At 68.7% G+C, this 19661-nt stretch carries 19 protein-coding genes and 1 pseudogene; 12 read left to right on the forward strand and 8 right to left on the reverse strand.

Annotated elements, in window-relative coordinates:
* The 3 genes and pseudogenes from AU072_RS26360 to AU072_RS26370 form a co-directional block, all read right to left on the reverse strand.
* A pseudogene (locus AU072_RS26360) lies at positions 1-220 on the reverse strand (phosphatidylserine decarboxylase family protein); the annotation flags it as partial.
* 68 nt (positions 221-288) lie between these two features.
* Entirely contained in the window at positions 289-1482 is a 1194-nt protein-coding gene (gene moeA / locus AU072_RS26365; protein WP_064416497.1) for a molybdopterin molybdotransferase MoeA, read from the reverse strand.
* Positions 1482-2393 (reverse strand): SDR family NAD(P)-dependent oxidoreductase, encoded by a 912-nt coding sequence (locus AU072_RS26370; protein WP_064416654.1) that lies wholly within the window; start codon positions 2391-2393, stop codon positions 1482-1484. Before AU072_RS26370 ends, moeA begins: the two co-directional genes overlap by 1 nt.
* A gap of 55 nt (positions 2394-2448) precedes the next feature.
* Here AU072_RS26370 and AU072_RS26375 point away from each other — a divergent pair, with 55 nt between their 5' ends.
* On the forward strand, positions 2449-2943 hold the full coding sequence (locus AU072_RS26375; protein ID WP_064416498.1) for a PH domain-containing protein: 495 nt from the start codon (positions 2449-2451) through the stop codon (positions 2941-2943).
* 56 nt (positions 2944-2999) lie between these two features.
* Positions 3000-4418, forward strand: a complete 1419-nt coding sequence (locus AU072_RS26380; protein ID WP_064416499.1) for a PH domain-containing protein — start codon at positions 3000-3002, stop codon at positions 4416-4418.
* Here AU072_RS26380 and AU072_RS26385 read toward each other — a convergent pair.
* Positions 4328-5755: an FAD-dependent oxidoreductase gene (locus AU072_RS26385; RefSeq protein ID WP_064416500.1), complete on the reverse strand. Its 1428-nt coding sequence runs from the start codon at positions 5753-5755 to the stop codon at positions 4328-4330. The two genes, AU072_RS26380 and AU072_RS26385, sit on opposite strands and share 91 nt — an antisense overlap.
* Positions 5756-5908: 153 nt before the next feature.
* Here AU072_RS26385 and AU072_RS26390 point away from each other — a divergent pair, with 153 nt between their 5' ends.
* The 3 genes from AU072_RS26390 to AU072_RS26400 are packed head-to-tail and all read left to right on the forward strand — an operon-like array spanning position 5909 to position 7534.
* Complete coding sequence (locus AU072_RS26390; RefSeq protein ID WP_064416501.1) at positions 5909-6724, forward strand: HAD-IIA family hydrolase; 816 nt, start codon at positions 5909-5911, stop codon at positions 6722-6724.
* A gap of 9 nt (positions 6725-6733) precedes the next feature.
* Positions 6734-7000: a hypothetical protein gene (locus AU072_RS26395; protein ID WP_064416502.1), complete on the forward strand. Its 267-nt coding sequence runs from the start codon at positions 6734-6736 to the stop codon at positions 6998-7000.
* Positions 7001-7036: 36 nt separating this feature from the next.
* Positions 7037-7534 carry an SRPBCC family protein gene (locus tag AU072_RS26400; RefSeq protein ID WP_064416503.1) on the forward strand — a complete coding sequence of 166 codons (498 nt, stop codon included), beginning with the start codon at positions 7037-7039 and terminating at the stop codon, positions 7532-7534.
* 15 nt (positions 7535-7549) lie between these two features.
* On the opposite strand, the gene AU072_RS26405 is transcribed toward AU072_RS26400, so the two are convergent.
* Positions 7550-9247: a DEAD/DEAH box helicase gene (locus AU072_RS26405; protein ID WP_064416504.1), complete on the reverse strand. Its 1698-nt coding sequence runs from the start codon at positions 9245-9247 to the stop codon at positions 7550-7552.
* A gap of 221 nt (positions 9248-9468) precedes the next feature.
* Here AU072_RS26405 and AU072_RS26410 point away from each other — a divergent pair, with 221 nt between their 5' ends.
* Positions 9469-12009: an excinuclease ABC subunit UvrA gene (locus AU072_RS26410; RefSeq protein ID WP_064416505.1), complete on the forward strand. Its 2541-nt coding sequence runs from the start codon at positions 9469-9471 to the stop codon at positions 12007-12009.
* Here AU072_RS26410 and AU072_RS26415 read toward each other — a convergent pair.
* Positions 11999-12508, reverse strand: coding sequence for a cupin domain-containing protein (locus tag AU072_RS26415; RefSeq protein WP_064416506.1), 510 nt, complete (start codon positions 12506-12508; stop codon positions 11999-12001). The genes AU072_RS26410 and AU072_RS26415 overlap by 11 nt on opposite strands.
* Before the next feature lie 142 nt (positions 12509-12650).
* On the opposite strand from AU072_RS26415, the gene AU072_RS26420 reads away from it, so the two are divergent.
* Together AU072_RS26420 and groL are read left to right on the forward strand one after the other, a co-directional pair.
* On the forward strand, positions 12651-13214 hold the full coding sequence (locus AU072_RS26420; protein WP_064416507.1) for a TetR/AcrR family transcriptional regulator: 564 nt from the start codon (positions 12651-12653) through the stop codon (positions 13212-13214).
* A 190-nt stretch (positions 13215-13404) separates the two neighbouring features.
* Positions 13405-15030 (forward strand): chaperonin GroEL, encoded by a 1626-nt coding sequence (gene groL / locus AU072_RS26425; protein ID WP_064351252.1) that lies wholly within the window; start codon positions 13405-13407, stop codon positions 15028-15030.
* 142 nt (positions 15031-15172) lie between these two features.
* Here the strand turns inward: groL and AU072_RS26430 are convergent, their stop codons facing one another.
* Positions 15173-15547 carry a hypothetical protein gene (locus AU072_RS26430; RefSeq protein ID WP_064416508.1) on the reverse strand — a complete coding sequence of 125 codons (375 nt, stop codon included), beginning with the start codon at positions 15545-15547 and terminating at the stop codon, positions 15173-15175.
* A gap of 42 nt (positions 15548-15589) precedes the next feature.
* Between AU072_RS26430 and AU072_RS26435 the strand changes: the two genes are divergently transcribed.
* On the forward strand, positions 15590-16414 hold the full coding sequence (locus tag AU072_RS26435) for an SDR family NAD(P)-dependent oxidoreductase (protein ID WP_064416509.1): 825 nt from the start codon (positions 15590-15592) through the stop codon (positions 16412-16414).
* A 7-nt stretch (positions 16415-16421) separates the two neighbouring features.
* On the opposite strand, the gene AU072_RS26440 is transcribed toward AU072_RS26435, so the two are convergent.
* Positions 16422-18146, reverse strand: coding sequence for an N-acyl-D-amino-acid deacylase family protein (locus AU072_RS26440; protein WP_064416510.1), 1725 nt, complete (start codon positions 18144-18146; stop codon positions 16422-16424).
* A gap of 22 nt (positions 18147-18168) precedes the next feature.
* Between AU072_RS26440 and AU072_RS26445 the strand changes: the two genes are divergently transcribed.
* Genes AU072_RS26445 through AU072_RS26455 form a run of 3 tightly spaced genes read left to right on the forward strand, consistent with a single transcriptional unit; the run spans position 18169 to position 19648 of the window.
* Positions 18169-18558 carry a VOC family protein gene (locus AU072_RS26445; protein WP_064416511.1) on the forward strand — a complete coding sequence of 130 codons (390 nt, stop codon included), beginning with the start codon at positions 18169-18171 and terminating at the stop codon, positions 18556-18558.
* Positions 18559-18575: 17 nt separating this feature from the next.
* The gene (locus AU072_RS26450) at positions 18576-19091 is read left to right on the forward strand and encodes a mycothiol transferase (protein ID WP_064416512.1); all 516 of its coding nucleotides are present in this window, start codon (positions 18576-18578) and stop codon (positions 19089-19091) included.
* Positions 19088-19648: a phosphatase PAP2 family protein gene (locus AU072_RS26455; protein ID WP_082680707.1), complete on the forward strand. Its 561-nt coding sequence runs from the start codon at positions 19088-19090 to the stop codon at positions 19646-19648. The genes AU072_RS26450 and AU072_RS26455 overlap by 4 nt, the downstream gene beginning before the upstream one ends.
* The last annotated feature ends 13 nt before the right edge of the window (positions 19649-19661 follow it).

The raw sequence follows: 19661 nt of genomic DNA on the forward strand, positions 1-19661 counted from the left end.
GGGGGGGGGGCGGGCGGGGGGGGTGGCGGAAGAACGCCGCGTTGGCCGCGGCCGATGCGAGCCCGGCGCCGCGTAGCCACCGGTTCCTGCTCCCGAGGGCGGCCAGCGCCAGGCTTGCGCCGACGAAGGGCAGCCCCGCCGGATGCATCGGAGGGATCGTGGTACGGGCCAGCGCCAAAAGCCGCGCGGGGCCGGATTTCAGGTCGGGGCGTCTGGCCATCGTCCCGCGATTCTACGGGCCGGGTCTCGATCGAGGCATGCGCCGCCTCGGCGCGGAGATTGCGGGGGTCAGGTCAGGTCCCACACCTGAACAGTCGACCCGGCCGAGAGTGCGTCGACATCCTCGGCGATCTCCAGCAGACAGTTCGCCGAGGCCAGCCACCTCAGGTGGTGCGAGGCGGGCGGGCCGTAGCTGGTCACCGTGCCAGCGGCGGCATCCAGCACGCCGCGGCGGAACTGGCGTTTCCCGCGTGGCGAGGTGAGGTCCTCGGTCAGCACGGCCGCGCGGCGGGGCCGGGCGGGGTTGGGTAGCCCCATCGCGGCGCGCAACGGGGCCCGCAGGAACACTTCGAACGACACGAGCGCGCTGACGGGGTTGCCGGGCAGGGTCACGATCGGAACGCCGTCGACGACGCCACAACCCTGCGGCATGCCCGGTTGCATGGCCACCTTGACGAACTCGACGCCTCCCGCGAGCGCGTCCTTGACGACTTCGTACGCACCCGCGCTCACCCCTCCCGTCGTGATGATCAGGTCGGCGTCACCGGTGTGCTCCGCCAGGGCCGCGCGGAAGGATGCGACGTCGTCGCCGGTCATGGGGGAGGCCACCACGTCGGCGCCGGCGTCGCGCAGCGCCGCGGCGAGCATCACCGCGTTCGATTCGTAGATCTGACCGGGTGCCAGCGGTGTGCCGGGCGCGACGAGTTCGGTGCCGGTCGACATCACCAGCACGCGCTGGCGCGGTATCACGGTCAGCTCGGCAAGGCCCAGTGCGGCGGCCAATCCGAGTGCGGCCGGTGTGACGACCTGCCCGCCGCGCAGCACGGCCGTACCGGCGGTGACGTCCTCACCGGCGCGCCGGATGTGCTGGGCGTCTCTGGCGGCCGAGCGGATCTCCACGGTGTCGACCGCCGCATTCGTCGCCTCCACCGGCACCACCGCCGTCGCACCCGCCGGAAGCATCGCGCCGGTCATGATCCGGTGCGCCGTACCGGGTTTCAGCGTCAGAAGGTCGGTGCGGCCGGCGGGGATGTCCTCGGCCACGGGCAGCCGGACCGGGTTTTCGGGCGTGGCCGACGCCACGTCGTCGACCATGACGGCGTACCCGTCCATCGCGGAGTTGTCGAAGCCGGGCAGCGACAACGGCGCGACGACGTCTTGCGCCAACACCAGGCCCAGCGCGTCGGCGATGGGCACGGCGACCGGTGAGCGGGCGGTGATCAACGCGGCGACCACGCGCTGATGTTCCTCGACGGTTCGCATCAGACGGGGTACGTGACGCCGGTCAGTTCCTCGGACATGTTCCACAACCGGCGCTGAATGTCTTGGTCGCGCGATTGTGCGCTCGAGGCAACGAGTTTCGGATGGCCCTTCACCTCGCCGATCCCGTCGGGGCCGTAGTACTGGCCACCCTGCGCATTCGGGTCGGTGGCCGCGCGAAGCGTCGGCAACGCACCCTTGTCTGCGGGCTGGGTGAAGATCTTCCACACGATGTCCGGTACGAAAACCGGTATGTAGCGCATCAATTCGGTGTCTGAGAAGCCGGGGTGGGCGGCGGTCGCGATGGTCGGAGCGCCCGCGGCCGCCAGGCGCCGCTGCAGTTCGAAGGTGAACAGCAGGTTGGCCAGCTTGGACTGTCCATAGGCTTGCACCCTGTTGTATCCGGTCTCGAAGTGGGGGTCCTCGAAGCGGATTCGGGCCATGATCCGGTGGCCGACGCTGCTGACCGTCACGACACGTGACCCCTCGACGCTGCGCAGGTTGTCCAGCAGCAGGCCCGTCAACGCGAAGTGGCCGAGGTGGTTGGTGCCGAACTGCATCTCGAAACCGTCTTCGGTGGTTTCGCGGGTCGGCACGTACATCACGCCCGCGTTGTTGATCAGCAGATCGATACGCGGGTGCGCGGCGCGCAGCTCGTCGGCGGCCCTGCGCACGCTGTCCAGCGCGGACAGGTCGAGTGCCTGCACGCTGACCGCGGCCTCGGGGTTCGACCTCTTGATGCGGTCGAGAGCCTCGTTGCCCTTGTCGAGGTTGCGCACCGCGAGCACCACCGTGGCGCCCGCGCCGGCCAGGGCGGCCGCGGTGTCATAACCGAGCCCGCTGTTCGCGCCGGTCACGATCGCGGTCCGCCCGGACTGGTCCGGAATGTCGGCCACGGTCCATTTGCTGCCCATGACGATCAACATACTCAGCGGCCGATGGACTCGCGGTTACCTAGGCTGACCCCTGATGACCGATCTCGTGGATTTCTCGGACCCCGCGAACAAGCCGAGTCGCAAGGCCCCGCTGGTATGGGCGATCGGCGCGGCGATCTCGTGGTCGTTCCTGGTGCTCGGCCAACTGGTGTGGTACGCGGTCGACCCGCGCCCGTGGTGGGTGCATGCGCTCGCGGCGCTGGGCACGCTGCTCGGCATCCTGCTGTTCGTCGTCGTCGTCCCGTGGTGGCGCTACCGGGTGCACCGGTGGGCCATCGATCCGCGCGCGGTGTACACCCGCACCGGTTGGCTGACCCAGGAGCGCCGCATCGCGCCGATCTCGCGCGTGCAAACCGTCGACACCGAACGCGGTCCGCTGGACCGGTTGTTCGGGCTCGCCAACGTGACGGTGACGACCGCGTCGTCGGCGGGCGCGGTCCGCATCATCGCGCTGGACACCGAGGTGGCCGACGCGGTCGTCGCCCGGCTCACCGACATCGCCGCGCTGGGAACCGAGGACGCGACGTGACAGACGTCGGTTGGGCACAGCCCCCTGCCGAGTCGTGGCAGCGTCTGAGCCCCCGGATGCTGTTGGTGCACCCCGTGCACGAGGTGGTGCGCCAGATTCCGGTGATCGCAGGGACGCTGGTGCTCGGGACGGCGACCGGCAACCCGCTTCTGGCCGTTGCGGTAGTGGGGATCACCGTCGCCGTCGGCCTGGCCCGCTGGTTCACCACCACCTACCGCGTCGGGCCGAGCGACGTGCAGCTGCGCACCGGTGTGTTGCAACGCAAGGTGCTCTCGGTGCCGCGCAACAGGATTCGGTCGGTATCCACCGACGCCCGACTGCTGCACCGGTTGCTGGGTCTGACGGTGCTGCGGGTCAGCACCGGCCAGGAGGCCAGGGGCGACGCCGCATTCGCGCTCGACGCCGTGCCCACCGACCAGGTCGGCAGGCTGCGCGCACTATTACTGGCCGAATCCCTTGCGGCAGAGGAGGACAAGCCATCGGCGCCCGGTCGCGTGCTTGCGCGGTGGACGCCGTCGTGGTTGCGCTACAGCCCGCTGAGCTTCACCGGGCTGGCGATGATCGCCGCCGCGGTCGGCGTGGTGTATCAGGTGGGCGTCGACACCGGCGTGCACGAATCGGGCCTGGCCCAGTCGTGGCTCGACACGGCCAGGGGTCTCGGGGCGGCGGCGGGCATCGCGCTGGGGGCGACGGTACTGCTGCTGGCCTCCGTCGTGCTCTCGGTGCTGCAGTCGTTGTTGACCTACGGCAACCTCGAACTGCGACGCGACTTCGAGGTGCTGCATCTGAAGTACGGGCTGATTCGCATCCGCGAACACACTTTCGACATGCGCCGCCTGCGCGGGGGCACGCTGCGGGAACCGTTGCTGGTGAGGCTGTTCGGCGGCGCCCGCCTCGACGCCGTGATGACCGGCGTCGGCGGCGAGGGTGAATCGTCGTTGTTGTTGCCGCCCTGTCCCAAGCGCACCGCCGACGAAGTCCTGACGGGTCTGATCGAGCGCCCCGACGCGGTGACCGGGCCGCTTCGCGCACACGGCCCGGTCGCCTCTCGAAGGCGCTGGACCCGGGCGATGGCGCTGCCCGCTGCGGTGGCGGTGGCGCTGCTGGTGGCGCCGACCCTGGTCGCGTCGCCGCCGCTATGGGTGTGGGTGCTCTGGGTCGTGCTCACCGGGTGTTGCGCGCTGCTCGCGTTCGACCGCGCACGGTCGTTGGGGCACCGCGTGGGCGACGGTTGGTTGGTCGCGCGCACGGGGAGCCTGCAGCGCCGCCGCGACTGCATCGACGCCTCGGGCATCATCGGCTGGACCGTGCGGCAGACCTGGATGCAGCGGCGCGCGGGGGTGGCGACACTGGTGGCCGCGACGGCCGCCGGGGTCAAGCACTATCAGGTGATCGATGTACCCGCGGCACTGGCATGGTCGATCGTGGCGGAGGCGTCGCCGTGGGTGGCCGACACGGCTTGGATGCGACGATAACCGGACCCCTGGGCTCGCAGGACCCGCCACATGAACGAGGGTGAGAAGAGTTTCGCCGGCGGATCCACCATGCCCAGCACGCGCAGGAATCGCAGCGTGACGGCCTCGTCTGTCTCGCATGCCGTCAACACGCGGTCCAGGTAGGCGTTGCTGAGCCGTATCGACAGCGGCGCAGTCCCTTCGACTTCGGGCAACGCCAGATCCGATCCGACGGCGGTCTGCCACGCGATGCGGATCGGCTTGACGCTGGATCGGAAGAAGCGGCGGGCCAGATCGTCGTTGCCGTGCCGCAGGCAGTCTCGCAGCACGGTCGCCTCGACGGCCGCGACGGTCATGCCCTGTCCGTAGATCGGATTGAAGCTGCAAACCGCGTCGCCGAGCACCAGCAACCCGTCGGGTAACCGGCGCAGCTTGTCGTAGCGGCGCCAGCGGTTGGACGGCACCCGGTAGTTCACCACCGGCCCAAGGGGTTCGGCGTTCGCGAGGGCGGCTAACACATTTGCCGGCACGAAATCGGCTACGAAATCGCGCATTTCATCGGCCGTGTCCGGCACCTCGTGGCCCGCCATGGCTCCGATCGCGAACATCGTCGCGTCGTCCTCGTAGCACGCGGCCGCGAACATCCGGGGCCTGCCGTGCTCCGGCATGATCGCGATGAAGTGCTCCGCGATCGCGCCCGGCCTGATGCGCACCGGCTGGCAGGCATAAGTCAACCGCACAACCACTTCGTCCACCGGCGGCCGGTCATAGCCCAACTGCTCGAGGAACAGCGGTGTGCGGGAGCCACGCCCGGTCGCGTCGACGACCAGGTCGGCGTCGAGCATCGACACCTCGCGGCTGTCGCGATTGATCACGTCAACACCCATGACCCGGCTACGGTCGGCGGTCGCCGACAGAGAGACCACGTCGTGGCGCTCCAGGATCGTCACGTTGGGAACGTCGCGCATGCGCCGCAGCACATGCCAATCCAGAAACGGCCGGCTCTGGAAGTAGAACGGCATCGAGTCGGGAGACGGGCATCGGCCAGATTGCACGAGCCGGTGACCACCGGGAGAGAAGTGGAGCTTGGAGAAGTCGCCGTCCCACTTGACTGCGCCGTCCGCGACGAGTTCGTCGAGGATGCCAGGCAACAACTCCTCGAGCACCTGTGCTCCGCGCGCGAGCAGGGCGTGGATCAGCCTGCCCTGAGGGACTCCACGCCTGGGCGTCGGTTCGGTGGGCAGGGCGTCTCGCTCTACCACGGTGACGGTCCGGTAGCTGTCCGCGAGCACTCTGGCGGCGAGCAGGCCCGCCATGCTCGCGCCGAGGACCACCGCTCGTTCGCCTACGACTGGCATCGCCCACCCCTCACCTCGAAATCTGTGGCCGTTATCGGCCCTGGTAAGGGATAGTTTTCGACGAGCACCGACGGCGCACTAGCGTAGGCGACTACTCGAATTCGCGCGGCCTCCCCGATTTGCGCTGACGCATGCGCCGTTTACTGTCGGGCCATGGCTATCGGTGGGGTGCTGTTCGACATCGATGGCGTGCTGGTGACCTCGTGGCGCCCGATCGAAGGTGCGGCCCAGACCGTCGCGACGTTGACCGACAACCAGATTGCCAGCGCCTACCTGACCAATACGACGACCAAGACCCGCGTGCAGATCGCCGAACTGCTTTCCGCAGCGGGGATGGCCGTCCGCCCCGACGAGGTCATCACCGCCGCGGTGCTGACCGCGCAATACGTGCGCGACCGGTATCCCGATGCGCGGTGCTTCCTCGTCAACAGCGGGCAGATCGCCGAGGACATGCCCGGCATCGACATCGTCTATTCGCACGAGTACAGCGGTCCGCGCGCACCGGAGACCCCGGACGTCATCCTCCTTGGCGGCGCGGGCCCGGAGTACAGCCACCTGACGTTGTCGTGGGTCTACGACTGGATGGCCCACGGCGTGCCGGTGGTCGCGATGCATCGCAGCACCGCATGGACGACGACCGACGGGTTGCGCGTGGACACCGGCATGTACCTGCTCGGCATGGAGGAGACCTCCGGGCGCAAGGCCACAGCGGTCGGCAAGCCCGCCCCCGAGGGCTTCCTCGCCGCGGCGAGGCGGCTCGGGGTAGAACCCGACGAGATGTACATGGTCGGCGACGATCTCAACAACGACGTGCTGGCAGCGCAGGTGGTCGGTATGACCGGCGTGTTGGTGCGTACGGGCAAGTTCCGACAGGATACGTTGGATCGTTGGGCGGCAGACGAATTCGCGATGCAACCGAATCATGTGATCGACTCCGTGGCCGACCTGCCGCAGCTTCTCGGACTGTAGGGGGCATCGATGTGGGAGCGGGTGCAGCAGATGTTGCTGCAGCGCGGTATCAACACCTACCTGGAGCTGGTGCTGTGGATCACGTTGGTCTACATCGTGATCGGAGTCGTGTATGCGGCGTTTCACATCGAGCTGATCGGACAGCTCGAGGCGGCGCTGTCCGGCGACTTCACGATCTTCGCCAACATCGCGGCTCTGGTCGTGGCCGTCGTGCTGTGGCCGCTGCTGCTGATCAGCTCTTGGGTGTGTGGGGTGGCCGGGTGTGGGGTGTTCTGACGATGACTTTTCGGGCCCGCCGCGGTCTGTATCGACATGACAGAACAACGCGTCCACGCGACCACAACCGTCAACGCCCCGATAGAGACCGTGTTCGAGGTGCTCGCCGACCCGTCGACGCACCAGGCGATCGACGGCACCGGATGGGTACGCGAGCCGCTCGACGGTGAACGCCTGACCGGGGTCGGCCAGGTGTTCCGGATGGGCATGTACCACGACAACCATCCCGAGAAGTACTACGAGATGGCCAACCGGGTCGAGGTTTTCGACCGGCCGCGTGCCATCGCCTGGCAGCCGGGCCAGGGTCCCGAGCAGCGCGGTTATCTGATGAACGGCACCGAGCTGCAATGGGGCGGCTGGATCTGGCGATACGACCTCGAAGCGGCGGGGCCGGCGCAGACGGCGGTCACGCTGACCTACGACTGGTCGAACGTGGCGCCGCACATGCGCGACATCGAGTTCCCGCCGTTCGAACCGCAGCACCTCGACAACTCGCTGAAGAACCTCGCTTCGATCGCCGAGGCGCGCGGCTAGGCCCACACGGCGCGGCTAGGACTGCAGCTTGCGTACCGCCTCGATGCGGGCGCGCAGCTGATCGGTCGTCGCCGCCGCGACCGCCGGGCCGCCGCAGATCCGGCGCAGTTCCTTGTGGATCCAGCCGTGCGGTTTGCCGGTGCGGTGATGTGCGATGGACACCAGCGTGTTGAGTTCCTTGCGCAGTTCGCGCAGTTGGCCGTGCGTGGAGACCCGCGGCACCTCACCCGAGGCGGTCTGACGGGTCAGTTGCTGTTCCTGCCTGTGCCGCAACAGGTCCCGCATCTGGTCGGGGGCGAGCAGGCCGGGAATGCCGAGGTAGTCGGCCTCGTCCTCGCTGCCGACGGCCGCCGCGGTGCCGAACGAGGAACCGTCGAAGATCACCTGGTCGAGCTCGGCGTCGGCACCCAGCATCTCGAAGCCGTTGTCGGGCTCGCCCGGCTCGTCCTTCTTCTTGTTGGCGTCCTCGAGGGCCGCGTCGTCCCACTCGCCCTGCGACTCGCGGTGCGGTTTGCCGAGCACGTGGTCGCGCTGTGCCTCCATCTCGCTGGCCAGGTCGAGCAGCGCGGGCACCGACGGCAGGAAGATGCTCGCGGTCTCGCCGGGCCGCCGGGAGCGGACGTAGCGGCCGATCGCCTGGGCGAAGAACAGCGGGGTGGACGCGGAAGTCGCATATACGCCGACGGCCAGGCGGGGCACGTCGACGCCCTCGGAGACCATGCGCACTGCGACCAGCCAACGACTCGTGCCCGCCGCGTATTCGGCGATGCGGTCCGAGGAACCGGGGTCGTCGGACAAGACGAGCGTCGGCGCCTCGCCGGTCAGCGTCGTCAACACCTTGGCGTAGGCGCGGGCGGCCTTCTGGTCCGACGCGATCACCATCGCGCCCGCGTCGGGCACCCCGCCGTTGCGCAGCTGGCTGAGCCGGGTGTCGGCGGCCTGCAGCACCGCCGGGATCCACTCGCCGTTCGGGTCGAGCACCGTGCGCCAGGCCCGCGCGGTCTGCTCGGCGTTGAGCGGTTCGCCGAGCCGCGCCGAGTACTCCTCACCGGCACTGGTACGCCAGCGGGCCTCGCCGGAATAGGCCATGAACACCACGGGCCGCACCACGCCGTCGGCCAGCGCGTCGGAGTACCCGTAGACGTGATCGGCGCGTGAGCGCATCACCCCGGTGCCGTCGGGTTCGTAGGTGACGAACGGGATCGGGCTGTCGTCGCTGCGGAACGGTGTGCCGGTCAGCGCCAGTCGGCGGGTGGCGTCGTTGAACGCCTCACGCATCGCCTCGCCCCAACTCTTCGCATCGCCGCCATGGTGGATCTCGTCGAAGATGACAAGGGTGCGGTAGTTCTCGGTGCGCACCCGGTGCCGGGTGGGGTGGCTGGCCACCTGGGCATAGGTGACGACGACGCCGTGGTACTCCGAGGAGTGGTGCGCGGCGCTGTTGGAGAACTTCGGGTCCAGGGACAGGCCGAGCCTGGCGGCGGCCAGCGCCCACTGGATTTTGAGATGCTCGGTCGGCACGACGACGGTGACGCGCTCGACGGTGCCGTCAGCCAACAGCTCGCCGGCCACGCGCAGGGCAAACGTCGTCTTACCCGCACCCGGGGTCGCCACGGCGAGGAAATCGCGCGGTTTGGCGCCAAGATACCGCACCAATGCCCGACGCTGCCAGCCTCGCAAAGCCTGGGTGTCGGGCGCTGTGTCTGCCCGCACCCAAAGACTCCTCACTGATCGGACAGCAGCCTAACGCAACGGATTACGGCCGCGCATCTCTGTGTGGCGTGTCGCCGGACAGCCGGTGTGTCGAGCGTCGCCGGCGGCTGCGGTCCACTTCTGAGCACCCAGCGGCTGACGGCGCGTCACGACCCGCAGGGACATGTCCTCCAGCAAACGCGGTGCTTGTGGTGGCGCGACGTGGGTACTCTGCGCCAACCATGTCGGCAACCCCCACTACGCCCAGCGACGACGACATCGATCCGTGCGTTCGTGTCTTCGGTACCCGCGTACACAACCTACGTGGCGTCGACGTCGCCGCACCGCGCGACGCGCTGGTGGCGTTCACCGGTATCTCCGGTTCCGGCAAATCGTCGCTGGCCTTCGGCACCATCTACGCCGAGGCGCAGCGCAGGTACTTCGAGTCGGTCGCTCCGTACGCGCGACGACTGCTGCTGCCGACCGGCGCGCCCAAGGTGGACGACATCACCGGGCTGCCCCCTGCCGTGGCGTTGCAGCAGCGCAGGGGGGCGGCCACGTCACGATCCACGGTCGGCACCGTCACCACCCTGTCCAACCTCCTGAGGATGCTGTTCTCCCGCGCCGGGACGTATCCGCGCGGCGCCACCGAACGACTCGACTCCGACGCGTTCTCCCCGAATACGGCCGTCGGTGCCTGCCCGAAGTGTCACGGCCTCGGCCGGATCCACGAGGTGACCGAGCAGACGCTCGTGCCGGATCCCTCGTTGACCATCCGCGAGGGCGCCGTGGCGGCGTGGCCGGGTGCCTGGCAGGGACAGAACCTGCGCGACATCCTCATCACGCTCGGGTTCGACATCGACAAGCCGTGGCGGAAACTGCCCAAGCGTCAACGTGATTGGATTTTGTTCACCGACGAGCAGCCCACCGTCGAGATCGATCCGAGCCAACATCCGGTCACCGCGGAGTACTACTACAACGGGACCTTCTCCAGTGCCGAACGTCACGTCAGGCACACGCTGGCGAACTCGCAGAGCGCGATGATGCGCCGCCGCGTGCTGCAGTACGTCGACAGCGTGGACTGCGGGTTGTGCCACGGTTCGGGCTTGCGGCCCGAGGCACTGAAGGTGACGTTCGCGGGTCGGACCATCGCCGACTATGTGGCGATGCCGCTGGTCGAACTCGCCGATGCGCTGCGGCCGACCGCGTCCCGCACCGATGTCGCCCCCGCCTTCGAGTCGACAGAGTCCGGAGAGCACACCGAGGTTGCCACGATGATCGCCGCCGATCTGGTCGCGCGCATCGGTGTCCTCGTCGACCTCGGCCTCGGGTATCTGACGCTGAACCGTCGCACCCCGACCGTGTCGCCGGGTGAACTGCAGCGGCTGCGACTGGCCACGCAGTTGCGAGCCGGATTGTTCGGGGTGCTCTACGTGCTGGACGAGCCGTCGGCCGGTCTGCACCCCGCCGATGCGGAGCCGCTGCTCGACGTGCTGGATCGCCTTCGGCGAGCCGGCAATTCACTGTTCATCGTCGAACACGACATGGACGTCGTGCGCCGCGCCGACTGGATCGTCGACGTCGGCCCCGGCGCCGGCGAGCTCGGAGGGCGGGTGCTCTACAGCGGGCCCGTCGACGGCCTGAAGGATGTCTCCGAGTCGATCACCCGTCGCTACCTGTTCGATGCCGAGGCAGCCGAACCGCGGACCACCCGCGGGCCGTCGTCCTGGCTTCGATTGCGGGGTATCGGTTTTCACAACCTGCGCGGCGTGGACGTCGACCTGCCGCTGGGCGTCTACACCGCGGTCACCGGCGTCTCCGGTTCGGGGAAGTCGACGCTCGTGGTCAAGGTGCTCGGTGATGTGGTGAACCGTCATCTGGGCCGCGCCGTGGGCCTGGCCGAAAGTGACAGCGACAGCGATGATTCCGACGCCGAGGTCGTCGATCTCGATCGCGACGCCAGCATCGGGGTGACGGCCGAGGGCGTCGATGCGATCGATCGACTGGTCGCTGTCGACCAGCGGCCGATCGGGCGCACCCCGCGTTCGACCCTGGCGACCTACACCGGCCTGTTCGACGCCGTGCGACGGGAGTTCGCCGCGACCCCGGCGGCGCGTCGCAGGGGCTGGACGGCGGGCCGGTTCTCGTTCAACGTCGCAGAAGGCCGATGCGAGACCTGCCAGGGAGAGGGTTTCGTATCGGTCGAACTGCTGTTCCTGCCAGGCACTTACGCCACCTGCCCGACCTGCGGAGGCGCCCGCTACAACGAAGCCACGCTGCGGGTGCGCTACCGCGACCACACCATCGCCGACGTCCTGGCCATGACCGTCGACGAGGCCGCACAGTTCCTCGGGGACATCGCGGGCGCGTCCCGTAGCCTGGCAACGCTGCGGGAGGTAGGGCTGGGATATCTGCGTCTCGGCCAGCCCGCCACCGAACTGTCCGGCGGGGAGGCCCAGCGCATCAAGCTGGCATCGGAATTGCAGCGGCCCCGTCGCGGCCACACGCTCTACGTCCTCGACGAGCCGACGACCGGCCTGCATCCGGCGGATGTGGATCTGCTCGACGGGCAACTGCATCGCCTTGTCGATGCGGGTAACACGGTGGTGGTGGCCGAACACGACATGCGGATGGTCGCCGGGGCGGACTGGGTGATCGACCTCGGACCGGGTGCGGGACACGACGGCGGCCGCGTCGTCGCGGCGGGCACACCGCACAAGGTGAGTCGGGCGAAGGGCAGCCGCACGGCGCCGTATCTGGCCGCGCGGCTGGTCACTCGATGAAGAAGTTGTCGTTGCGGATGAACCACGTCCGGCGCTCGTCGTCGGTCAAGTCGCCCAATGCGGCGAAACCCTCGAAATAATGCTCGCGCGGCGCGCCGGGAGCGAACAGCATCAACAGCGACGTCGGCGCATCGGCCTCGTTGCGGAAGCCGTGGATGCCCCCGGGCGGCACGTAGAAGAAGTCGTTGGGATTGCCGTCGAGCCACTCGGTGCCGTTGTAGAGCCGCACGGTCCCCGACAGCACGAAGAAGGCCTCCGAGATCGCGCGGTGAAAGTGGGGTCCCGGTCCGCCGCCGTTCGGTGCGATGTCGACGCGGTACAGCCCGTAGTCGCCCTCGGTGGCGTTCTGGTCGGCGAGGTAGTGGTATTTCACGAGCCCGAACGAGTCGTAGTCGGCCGGCTCGGTGCCGCGTCGCACCCAGGCGCTGGCCTCCGGTTCGGGCGCGGTGTATCGCGCAGGCGGGTAGGGCGGCACCTGCCGGGGATCGACGAGTGACATGCCTACCCACCCTGCCACTGTCCGACCGTCGTGGATACCGGGTTTGTGATGGCATGACCCCCTCCTCGGTACAGTGTTAACCGGAGCGGGCACTCCGGTTCCTTGTGGATATGCGGAACGAACGCCCCCCCGAGGTGATGATGTGAGTGCGACCGACCGACCCCTACGCGCCGATGCCCTACGCAATCGTGGCCGCGTGCTGGAGGTGGCCTACGACGCCTTCGCGGCCGACGGGCTCTCAGTGCCCATCGACGAGATCGCCCGCCGTGCCGGCGTCGGCGCCGGAACGGTGTACCGCCACTTCCCGACCAAGGTGGACCTGTACCGCGCGGTCGTCGAGAACCGGATCGAGAGCCTCGTCGCGGAGGGACGGGCCCTGGCCGAGGGCGTGCCGCCCGGGGAGGCGCTGTTCGTCGTGCTGCGCTCGCTGGTCCTGCACTGGGGAGCGGCCGATCGCGGCCTGAAGGACGCCATCGCGGGGGAGGGTATCGACGTCGCGGAAGTCATCCCGCAGACCGAGCGGACCTTCCTCGAATTCCTCGGCGGCCTGCTGAAGGCGGCCCATGACGCCGGGACCGCGCGGCGCGACGTCGACGTGCGCGACGTGAAGGCGATCCTCGCCGGTTGCTTTGCGATCCAAGACGCCAACCCCGAGCAGGCCGAGCGGCTCACCGAGGTGGTGCTGGACGGCCTGCGAGCGGCCTGAACGGGTCGCATGCGATCTTGCACTCGCCATGCCCGAGTGCTAGAAAGGCAGTTGGCACTCGCGACCGGCGAGTGCTAGGTCGGGCCGGTGAGGCAGGGGCCGCACCTGCGGGAGCACACCCCAGCCGTCCGTCGCGGGCACTGCACCCGACCGCAGACGTGCCATCCCCAATCCGGAGGAACACTTCGCAATGGCCAAGACAATTGCGTATGACGAAGAGGCCCGCCGCGGCCTCGAGCGGGGCCTCAACAGCCTCGCCGACGCGGTAAAGGTGACGCTGGGCCCCAAGGGTCGCAACGTCGTCCTGGAGAAGAAGTGGGGCGCCCCCACGATCACCAACGATGGTGTGTCCATCGCCAAGGAGATCGAGCTGGAGGACCCGTACGAGAAGATCGGCGCTGAGCTGGTCAAGGAAGTCGCTAAGAAGACCGACGACGTCGCCGGCGACGGCACCACCACCGCCACCGTGCTGGCCCAGGCGCTCGTGCGCGAGGGTCTGCGCAACGTCGCGGCCGGCGCCAACCCGCTCGGCCTCAAGCGCGGCATTGAGAAGGCCGTCGAGAAGATCACCGAGACGCTGCTGAAGTCGGCCAAGGAGGTCGAGACCAAGGACCAGATCGCCGCCACCGCCGCGATCTCGGCCGGCGACACCCAGATCGGTGAGCTGATCGCCGAGGCCATGGACAAGGTCGGCAACGAGGGTGTCATCACCGTCGAGGAGTCCAACACCTTCGGCCTGCAGCTCGAGCTCACCGAGGGCATGCGCTTCGACAAGGGCTACATCTCGGGTTACTTCGTGACCGACGCCGAGCGTCAGGAAGCGGTCCTCGAGGACCCGTACATCCTGCTCGTGTCGTCCAAGGTGTCGACCGTCAAGGATCTGCTGCCGCTGCTGGAGAAGGTCATCCAGTCCGGCAAGCCGCTGCTGATCATCGCCGAGGACGTCGAGGGTGAGGCCCTGTCCACGCTGGTCGTCAACAAGATCCGTGGCACCTTCAAGTCCGTCGCCGTCAAGGCCCCGGGCTTCGGTGACCGCCGCAAGGCGATGCTGCAGGACATGGCCATCCTCACCGGTGGTCAGGTCATCAGCGAAGAGGTCGGTCTGTCGCTCGAGACCGCCGACGTCTCGCTGCTGGGCAAGGCGCGCAAGGTCGTCGTCACCAAGGACGAGACCACGATCGTCGAGGGCGCCGGTGACTCCGACGCCATCGCCGGCCGCGTGGCTCAGATCCGCGCCGAGATCGAGAACAGCGACAGCGATTACGACCGCGAGAAGCTGCAGGAGCGCCTGGCCAAGCTGGCCGGCGGTGTTGCGGTGATCAAGGCCGGCGCTGCCACCGAGGTCGAGCTCAAGGAGCGCAAGCACCGCATCGAGGACGCCGTCCGCAACGCCAAGGCGGCCGTCGAGGAGGGCATCGTCGCCGGCGGTGGCGTGGCCCTGCTGCAGGCCTCCCCGGCGCTGGACGAGCTCAAGCTGGAGGGCGACGAGTCCACCGGTGCGAACATCGTCCGCGTGGCGCTCGAGGCTCCGCTGAAGCAGATCGCCTTCAACGGTGGCCTGGAGCCCGGCGTGGTGGCCGAGAAGGTCCGCAACTCGGAGAAGGGCGTCGGCCTCAATGCCGCGACCGGCGAGTACGAGGACCTGCTCAAGGCCGGCGTCGCCGACCCGGTCAAGGTGACGCGTTCGGCGCTGCAGAACGCGGCGTCCATCGCGGCGCTGTTCCTGACCACCGAGGCTGTCGTCGCCGACAAGCCGGAGAAGGCGGCCGCTGGTCCGGCCGACCCGACCGGCGGCATGGGCGGCATGGACTTCTAAGTCCCGGTCATTACGGAAAAGCCCGGCTCCTCACAAGGGGGCCGGGCTCTTTCGTTTCATCGCCGAACGTGGGTTACCCGCACGCGTTTTTCGCGCGGACCGTGACACAGGCCCACATTCGGCGGGGTGTGGGCGACGGGGGTTACTCCTTGAGCGGCACGCAGTCGTGCAGGCAGTCCGGGCTCGTCGACGGCGACTCCGGCGTGGCCTTGCGATGCAGTACCGCGCGCGACGGCTGGACCGACAACGCCTCGCCGGCCCGGTGCGCCTGGCCGTCGACGATCAGCGAATATCCACCGGGCTCGCTCGGCGGCCAGACGATGGTGACGTCACCGTGGCGGTCGGTGTTCTCCCGTGTGTGCCGACCGACGGTGCCGACGTCGAGCCTGCCGTCGCGCAACACCGGGTCGACGGCGACGGTGTGCGCGCGGTAGTCGTCGCCGACGGAGATCAGATAGGCGAAACCGAAGTCGGCCAGTACGTCGGTCAAGCGGTCGAGATCCACCTTCACGCTCATAGGGCGAGAATACGTCCGCGCTGCGGCGCGTTAGGTTCGTGTATGCCTTTACCGCAGCCTTCGTCCACCACCACAGCCGTCGTCACCGGGGCCTCGGCGGGCATCGGCGCTGACATCGCCCGCGAGCTGGCCGCGCGTGGCCACGGCGTCACCCTCGTCGCCCGCCGCGAGGACCGGTTGCGGGACCTGGCCACCGAACTCGGCGACACTGTCCGCGCCGAGACCATCGCGTGCGACGTCGCCGACCCCGACGCCCGCGCGGGCCTGTTCGACCAGATCGCCGACCGCGGGCTGACCGTCGACATCCTCGTCAACAACGCGGGGATCGGCACGATCGGATCAGTGACGAAATCGCCTGTGGCCGAGGAGATCGCGCAGGTACGCGTCAACGTCGAGGCCGTCATCGACCTCACCACCCGCGCGGTCCAGCAGATGGTGCCCCGCGGTCGCGGCGCGATCCTCAACGTCGGGTCCACCGCCGGCTATCACGGGTTCCCCGGACAGGCGGGCTATGCGGGAACGAAGGCGTTCGTCAAGACCTACACCGAAGGTGTGCGGGCCGAACTGGAGGGCACCGGCGTCACCGTCGCAATGCTCGCGCCCGGGCCAGTGCGCACCGAGTTCCTCCAGGCGGCGGGCATGGACGAGCGCACTTTCGCGGCGGCTTTCCCCAAGTTCATGTGGCTGCCGTCGCGCGAGGTGGCCAGGATCGGCGTCGAGGCGCTCGAACGCGACCGCGGCTCCGTGATCGCCGGACGCCAGAACGTGCTGAGTACCCGCCTGCTGCAAGCGATTCCGCGCCAGTTGCTACTCAGGACGCTCAGCCGTCAGCACCCCGCGCTGCGCCGCGACCGCTCAGCGGTCTGACAGCGGGTCATGCGGTGGGCGCGGGTCGACGGCCCCGGATCAGCTTGCCGGGACGCGCGTCGGTGGGAGTCCCGTTCTCGGCGATGATCTCGCCGGACACCACGGTCGCGACGTATCCCTCGGCGCTCTGGTCCAGACGCCGGCCTCCAGCGGGAAGGTCATAGGCGATCACCGGCCGGTGCAGGCGCAGGGCGTCGTGGTCGATGACGTTGAGGTCGGCCTTGTACCCGACGGCGATCCGGCCGCGATCGGCCAGGCCGGCGACCCGGGCCGGCACCGAGGTCAGTTCGCGCACCGCCTCGGCGACCGCCAGCCGGCCGGCCGCGCGGTCCCGCGACCAGTGCGTCAGCATGTACGTGGGAAAGCTTGCGTCGCAGATCATTCCGTAGTGCGCGCCGCCGTCGCCGAGCCCGAGCACCACATCATCGCGACGGATCAGCTCTGCGACCGTGTCCAGGGTTCCGTCGCGGAAGTTGGCCAGCGTCACCAGAAGCATGGCGTGACCGTCGTTGTCGAGCAGCCGGTCGTAGGCCTCCTCGAGCGGGCTCACGCCCCTGGCCCGGGCGCGGCTCGCAATGCTTTCGGACTGCGGCGGTTCGTAGTTCGGTGGATCGCTGAGCGGGAACATCCACTCGAACGCCTGCGCCGCGAACATCAGCGGGTGACCCTCTCCCGCCGGTTGATCCGACAGAATCCGTTGCCGCACCTCGGGTTTACGCATCTCGGCGACACGTTCGGCCAACGGTAAGGAGGCCAGCTCCTGATAGCTCGGGTACATCACGAACGGATTGCCCGACAGTTCCAGGCCCAACACCAACCCGATCGGCCGGGGGAAGATCTGCGCGGTGATCTCGCCGCCGTCGATGTTGGCCTTCTCGACCATGGTCAGCGCGTCGAGGAAGAACGGGTCACCGGCGTTGCCGATCGCCAACGTGAACGTCACGGGCAGGCCGACCTCGGCGGCGACCTCGAACACCGTCCGCAGCACGGGCTCGTAGTCGCCGGCCACCAGATCGGGCACGAACTGGATCAGCCCGCCACCGGCGTCGTCGACTCCGCGGGCGATGGCCTCGATCTCGGCGCGATCGGCGTCATAGCTGGGAATCGGCCGCCCGCTCTCGGTCTTGTGCAGCGTGAACCGCGACGACGCGAAGCCCAGCGCGCCGGCCTGAACGGCTTCGGCGGCGAGTTTGCGCATCATCGCCAGGTCCTCGGCGGTGGCCGGTTCGCGGTCGACACCGCGCTGCCCCATCACGTACACCCGCAGCGGCGAGTGCGGCAAGAGCGCTGCCACATCAATGTCTCGGTGCCGCGTTTCCAAGGCGTCGAGGAACTCCGGGAACGTCTCCCAGTGCCACGGCAGGCCGTCGACCATCACCACACCGGGGATGTCCTCGACCCCGGCCATCACGTCGACGAGTACGTCGTGGTCCTCGGGCCGGCACGGCGCGAAGCCCACCCCGCAGTTGCCCATCACCACGGTGGTCACACCGTGCGCCGATGACGGGGTCAGCCGGTCCGACCAGATGGCCTGGCCGTCGTAGTGGGTGTGCAGGTCGACGAAACCGGGGGTGACCAGGAGGCCCGCCGCATCGATCTCCCGCGTGCCGGGCTCGTCGACCTGCCCGACGGCCGCTATCACTCCTGCCGAAACCGCCACGTCGCCGACGAACGGCTCACCTCCGAGGCCGTCGACGATGGTGCCGCCCCTGATGACGAGTTCGTATGTCATACGTCGAATCTACGATGTGCCCGTGATCGATCACTTCGGAATCAACTGCGCGGACTTCCAGAGATCGAAGGCGTTCTACGACACGGTCCTGGGCGTGCTCGGCTACACCCGCCAACTCGACTATCAGGTCGCCATCGGCTACGGCCGCGACGGCAAACCCGACTTCTGGATCGCGGATATGAACGCCGGTGACGCTGCGGGTCCCAACCGCGAGGTGCACTTCGCGTTCCAGGCCGCCGACACCGATGCCGTGCAGGCGTTCTACGACGCCGCGATCCAGGCCGGCGCAGAGTCGCTGCACGCCCCGCGGCTGTGGCCGGAGTATCACTCCGGTTACTACGGCGCCTTCGTCCGCGATCCGGACGGCAACAACATCGAGGCCGTCTTTCACGGGGCGCGACCACCGCACTGACGTATACCGTCGAGGCCATGGCTGACTCAGACGTGGCTGTGGCCCGTGAGATTCTGCGCGACGCGTTCACACGGCTCAGCGAGCACGTGGAGAACCTCACCGACGGGTTGACCGACGAGACGGCGTTCTTCCGTCCCACGCCCACCGCCAACAGCATCGCGTGGCTGGTGTGGCACAGCGCCCGTCAACAGGACCTTCAGCTCGCCGACCTCGCCGGCACCGAGCAGGTCTGGTTGCGCGACGGCTGGGTCGACCGGTTCGGGCTCGACCTGCCCCGCGAAGACATGGGTTACGGGCACAGCCCCGAGGAGGTGGGCCGCGTCCGCGCCCCGGCGGATCTGCTCGCGGGCTACGCGCACGCCGTGCACAAGGCGACGCTGGAGTACATCGCGTCAGTCACCTCCGAAGAACTGAGCCGCGTCGTCGACGAGAACTGGGACCCACCGGTGACGGCGAGCGTGCGGCTGGTGAGCATCATCGACGACGGCGCCCAACACCTCGGCCAGGCGGCCTACATCCGCGGAATCACGTGACCCGGTGGTGGCCGGCGCTCGCGCTGGTGGCGATGCTGCTGCTCGGCTGGGTGGTCGGCAAATCCTCGACGCCGGTCGACGCGTGGTTCCAGGATTTGGGCGACACCCCGGTGCGGCGCCTGGCCGTGATCGCCGATACCCGCGTGCTGTTCGCCGCGGCTGTCGTGGTTCTTGCCGCGGCCTGCCTGCAACGCCGGTGGTGGCTGGCGCTGGTGACTGTCGTCGCGCCGGTGGCCGGAATCGCCGCCGTCCGGGTGCTCAAACCGATCTTCGGCCGGGAGAAGGGAGGCGGGCTCGCCTATCCGAGTGGACATCTCACCGCGACGACCATCGTGTGGGGGCTGGCCGTTGTGGTGGCCGGTGCGGCCTGGTGGGTCGTGGTGACCGCGGTTCTCGCCGTGGCGCTGGCGATGCTCGGAGTCGCCGTCACCTTCCACTACTTCACCGACGTGGTCGGCGGCGTTCTGCTCGGCTGGGCAGTCGTGTGGGCCGCCGCGATCATCGCCCGGCGCGACCACAGCGGGGCGCGCGATACCTCGGCGGCCTCGGCTGGCTAACTCAACGCGGTGC

Source organism: Mycolicibacterium novocastrense (assembly GCF_001499835.1).
In the GTDB taxonomy this organism is placed as follows: domain Bacteria; phylum Actinomycetota; class Actinomycetes; order Mycobacteriales; family Mycobacteriaceae; genus Mycobacterium; species Mycobacterium novocastrense.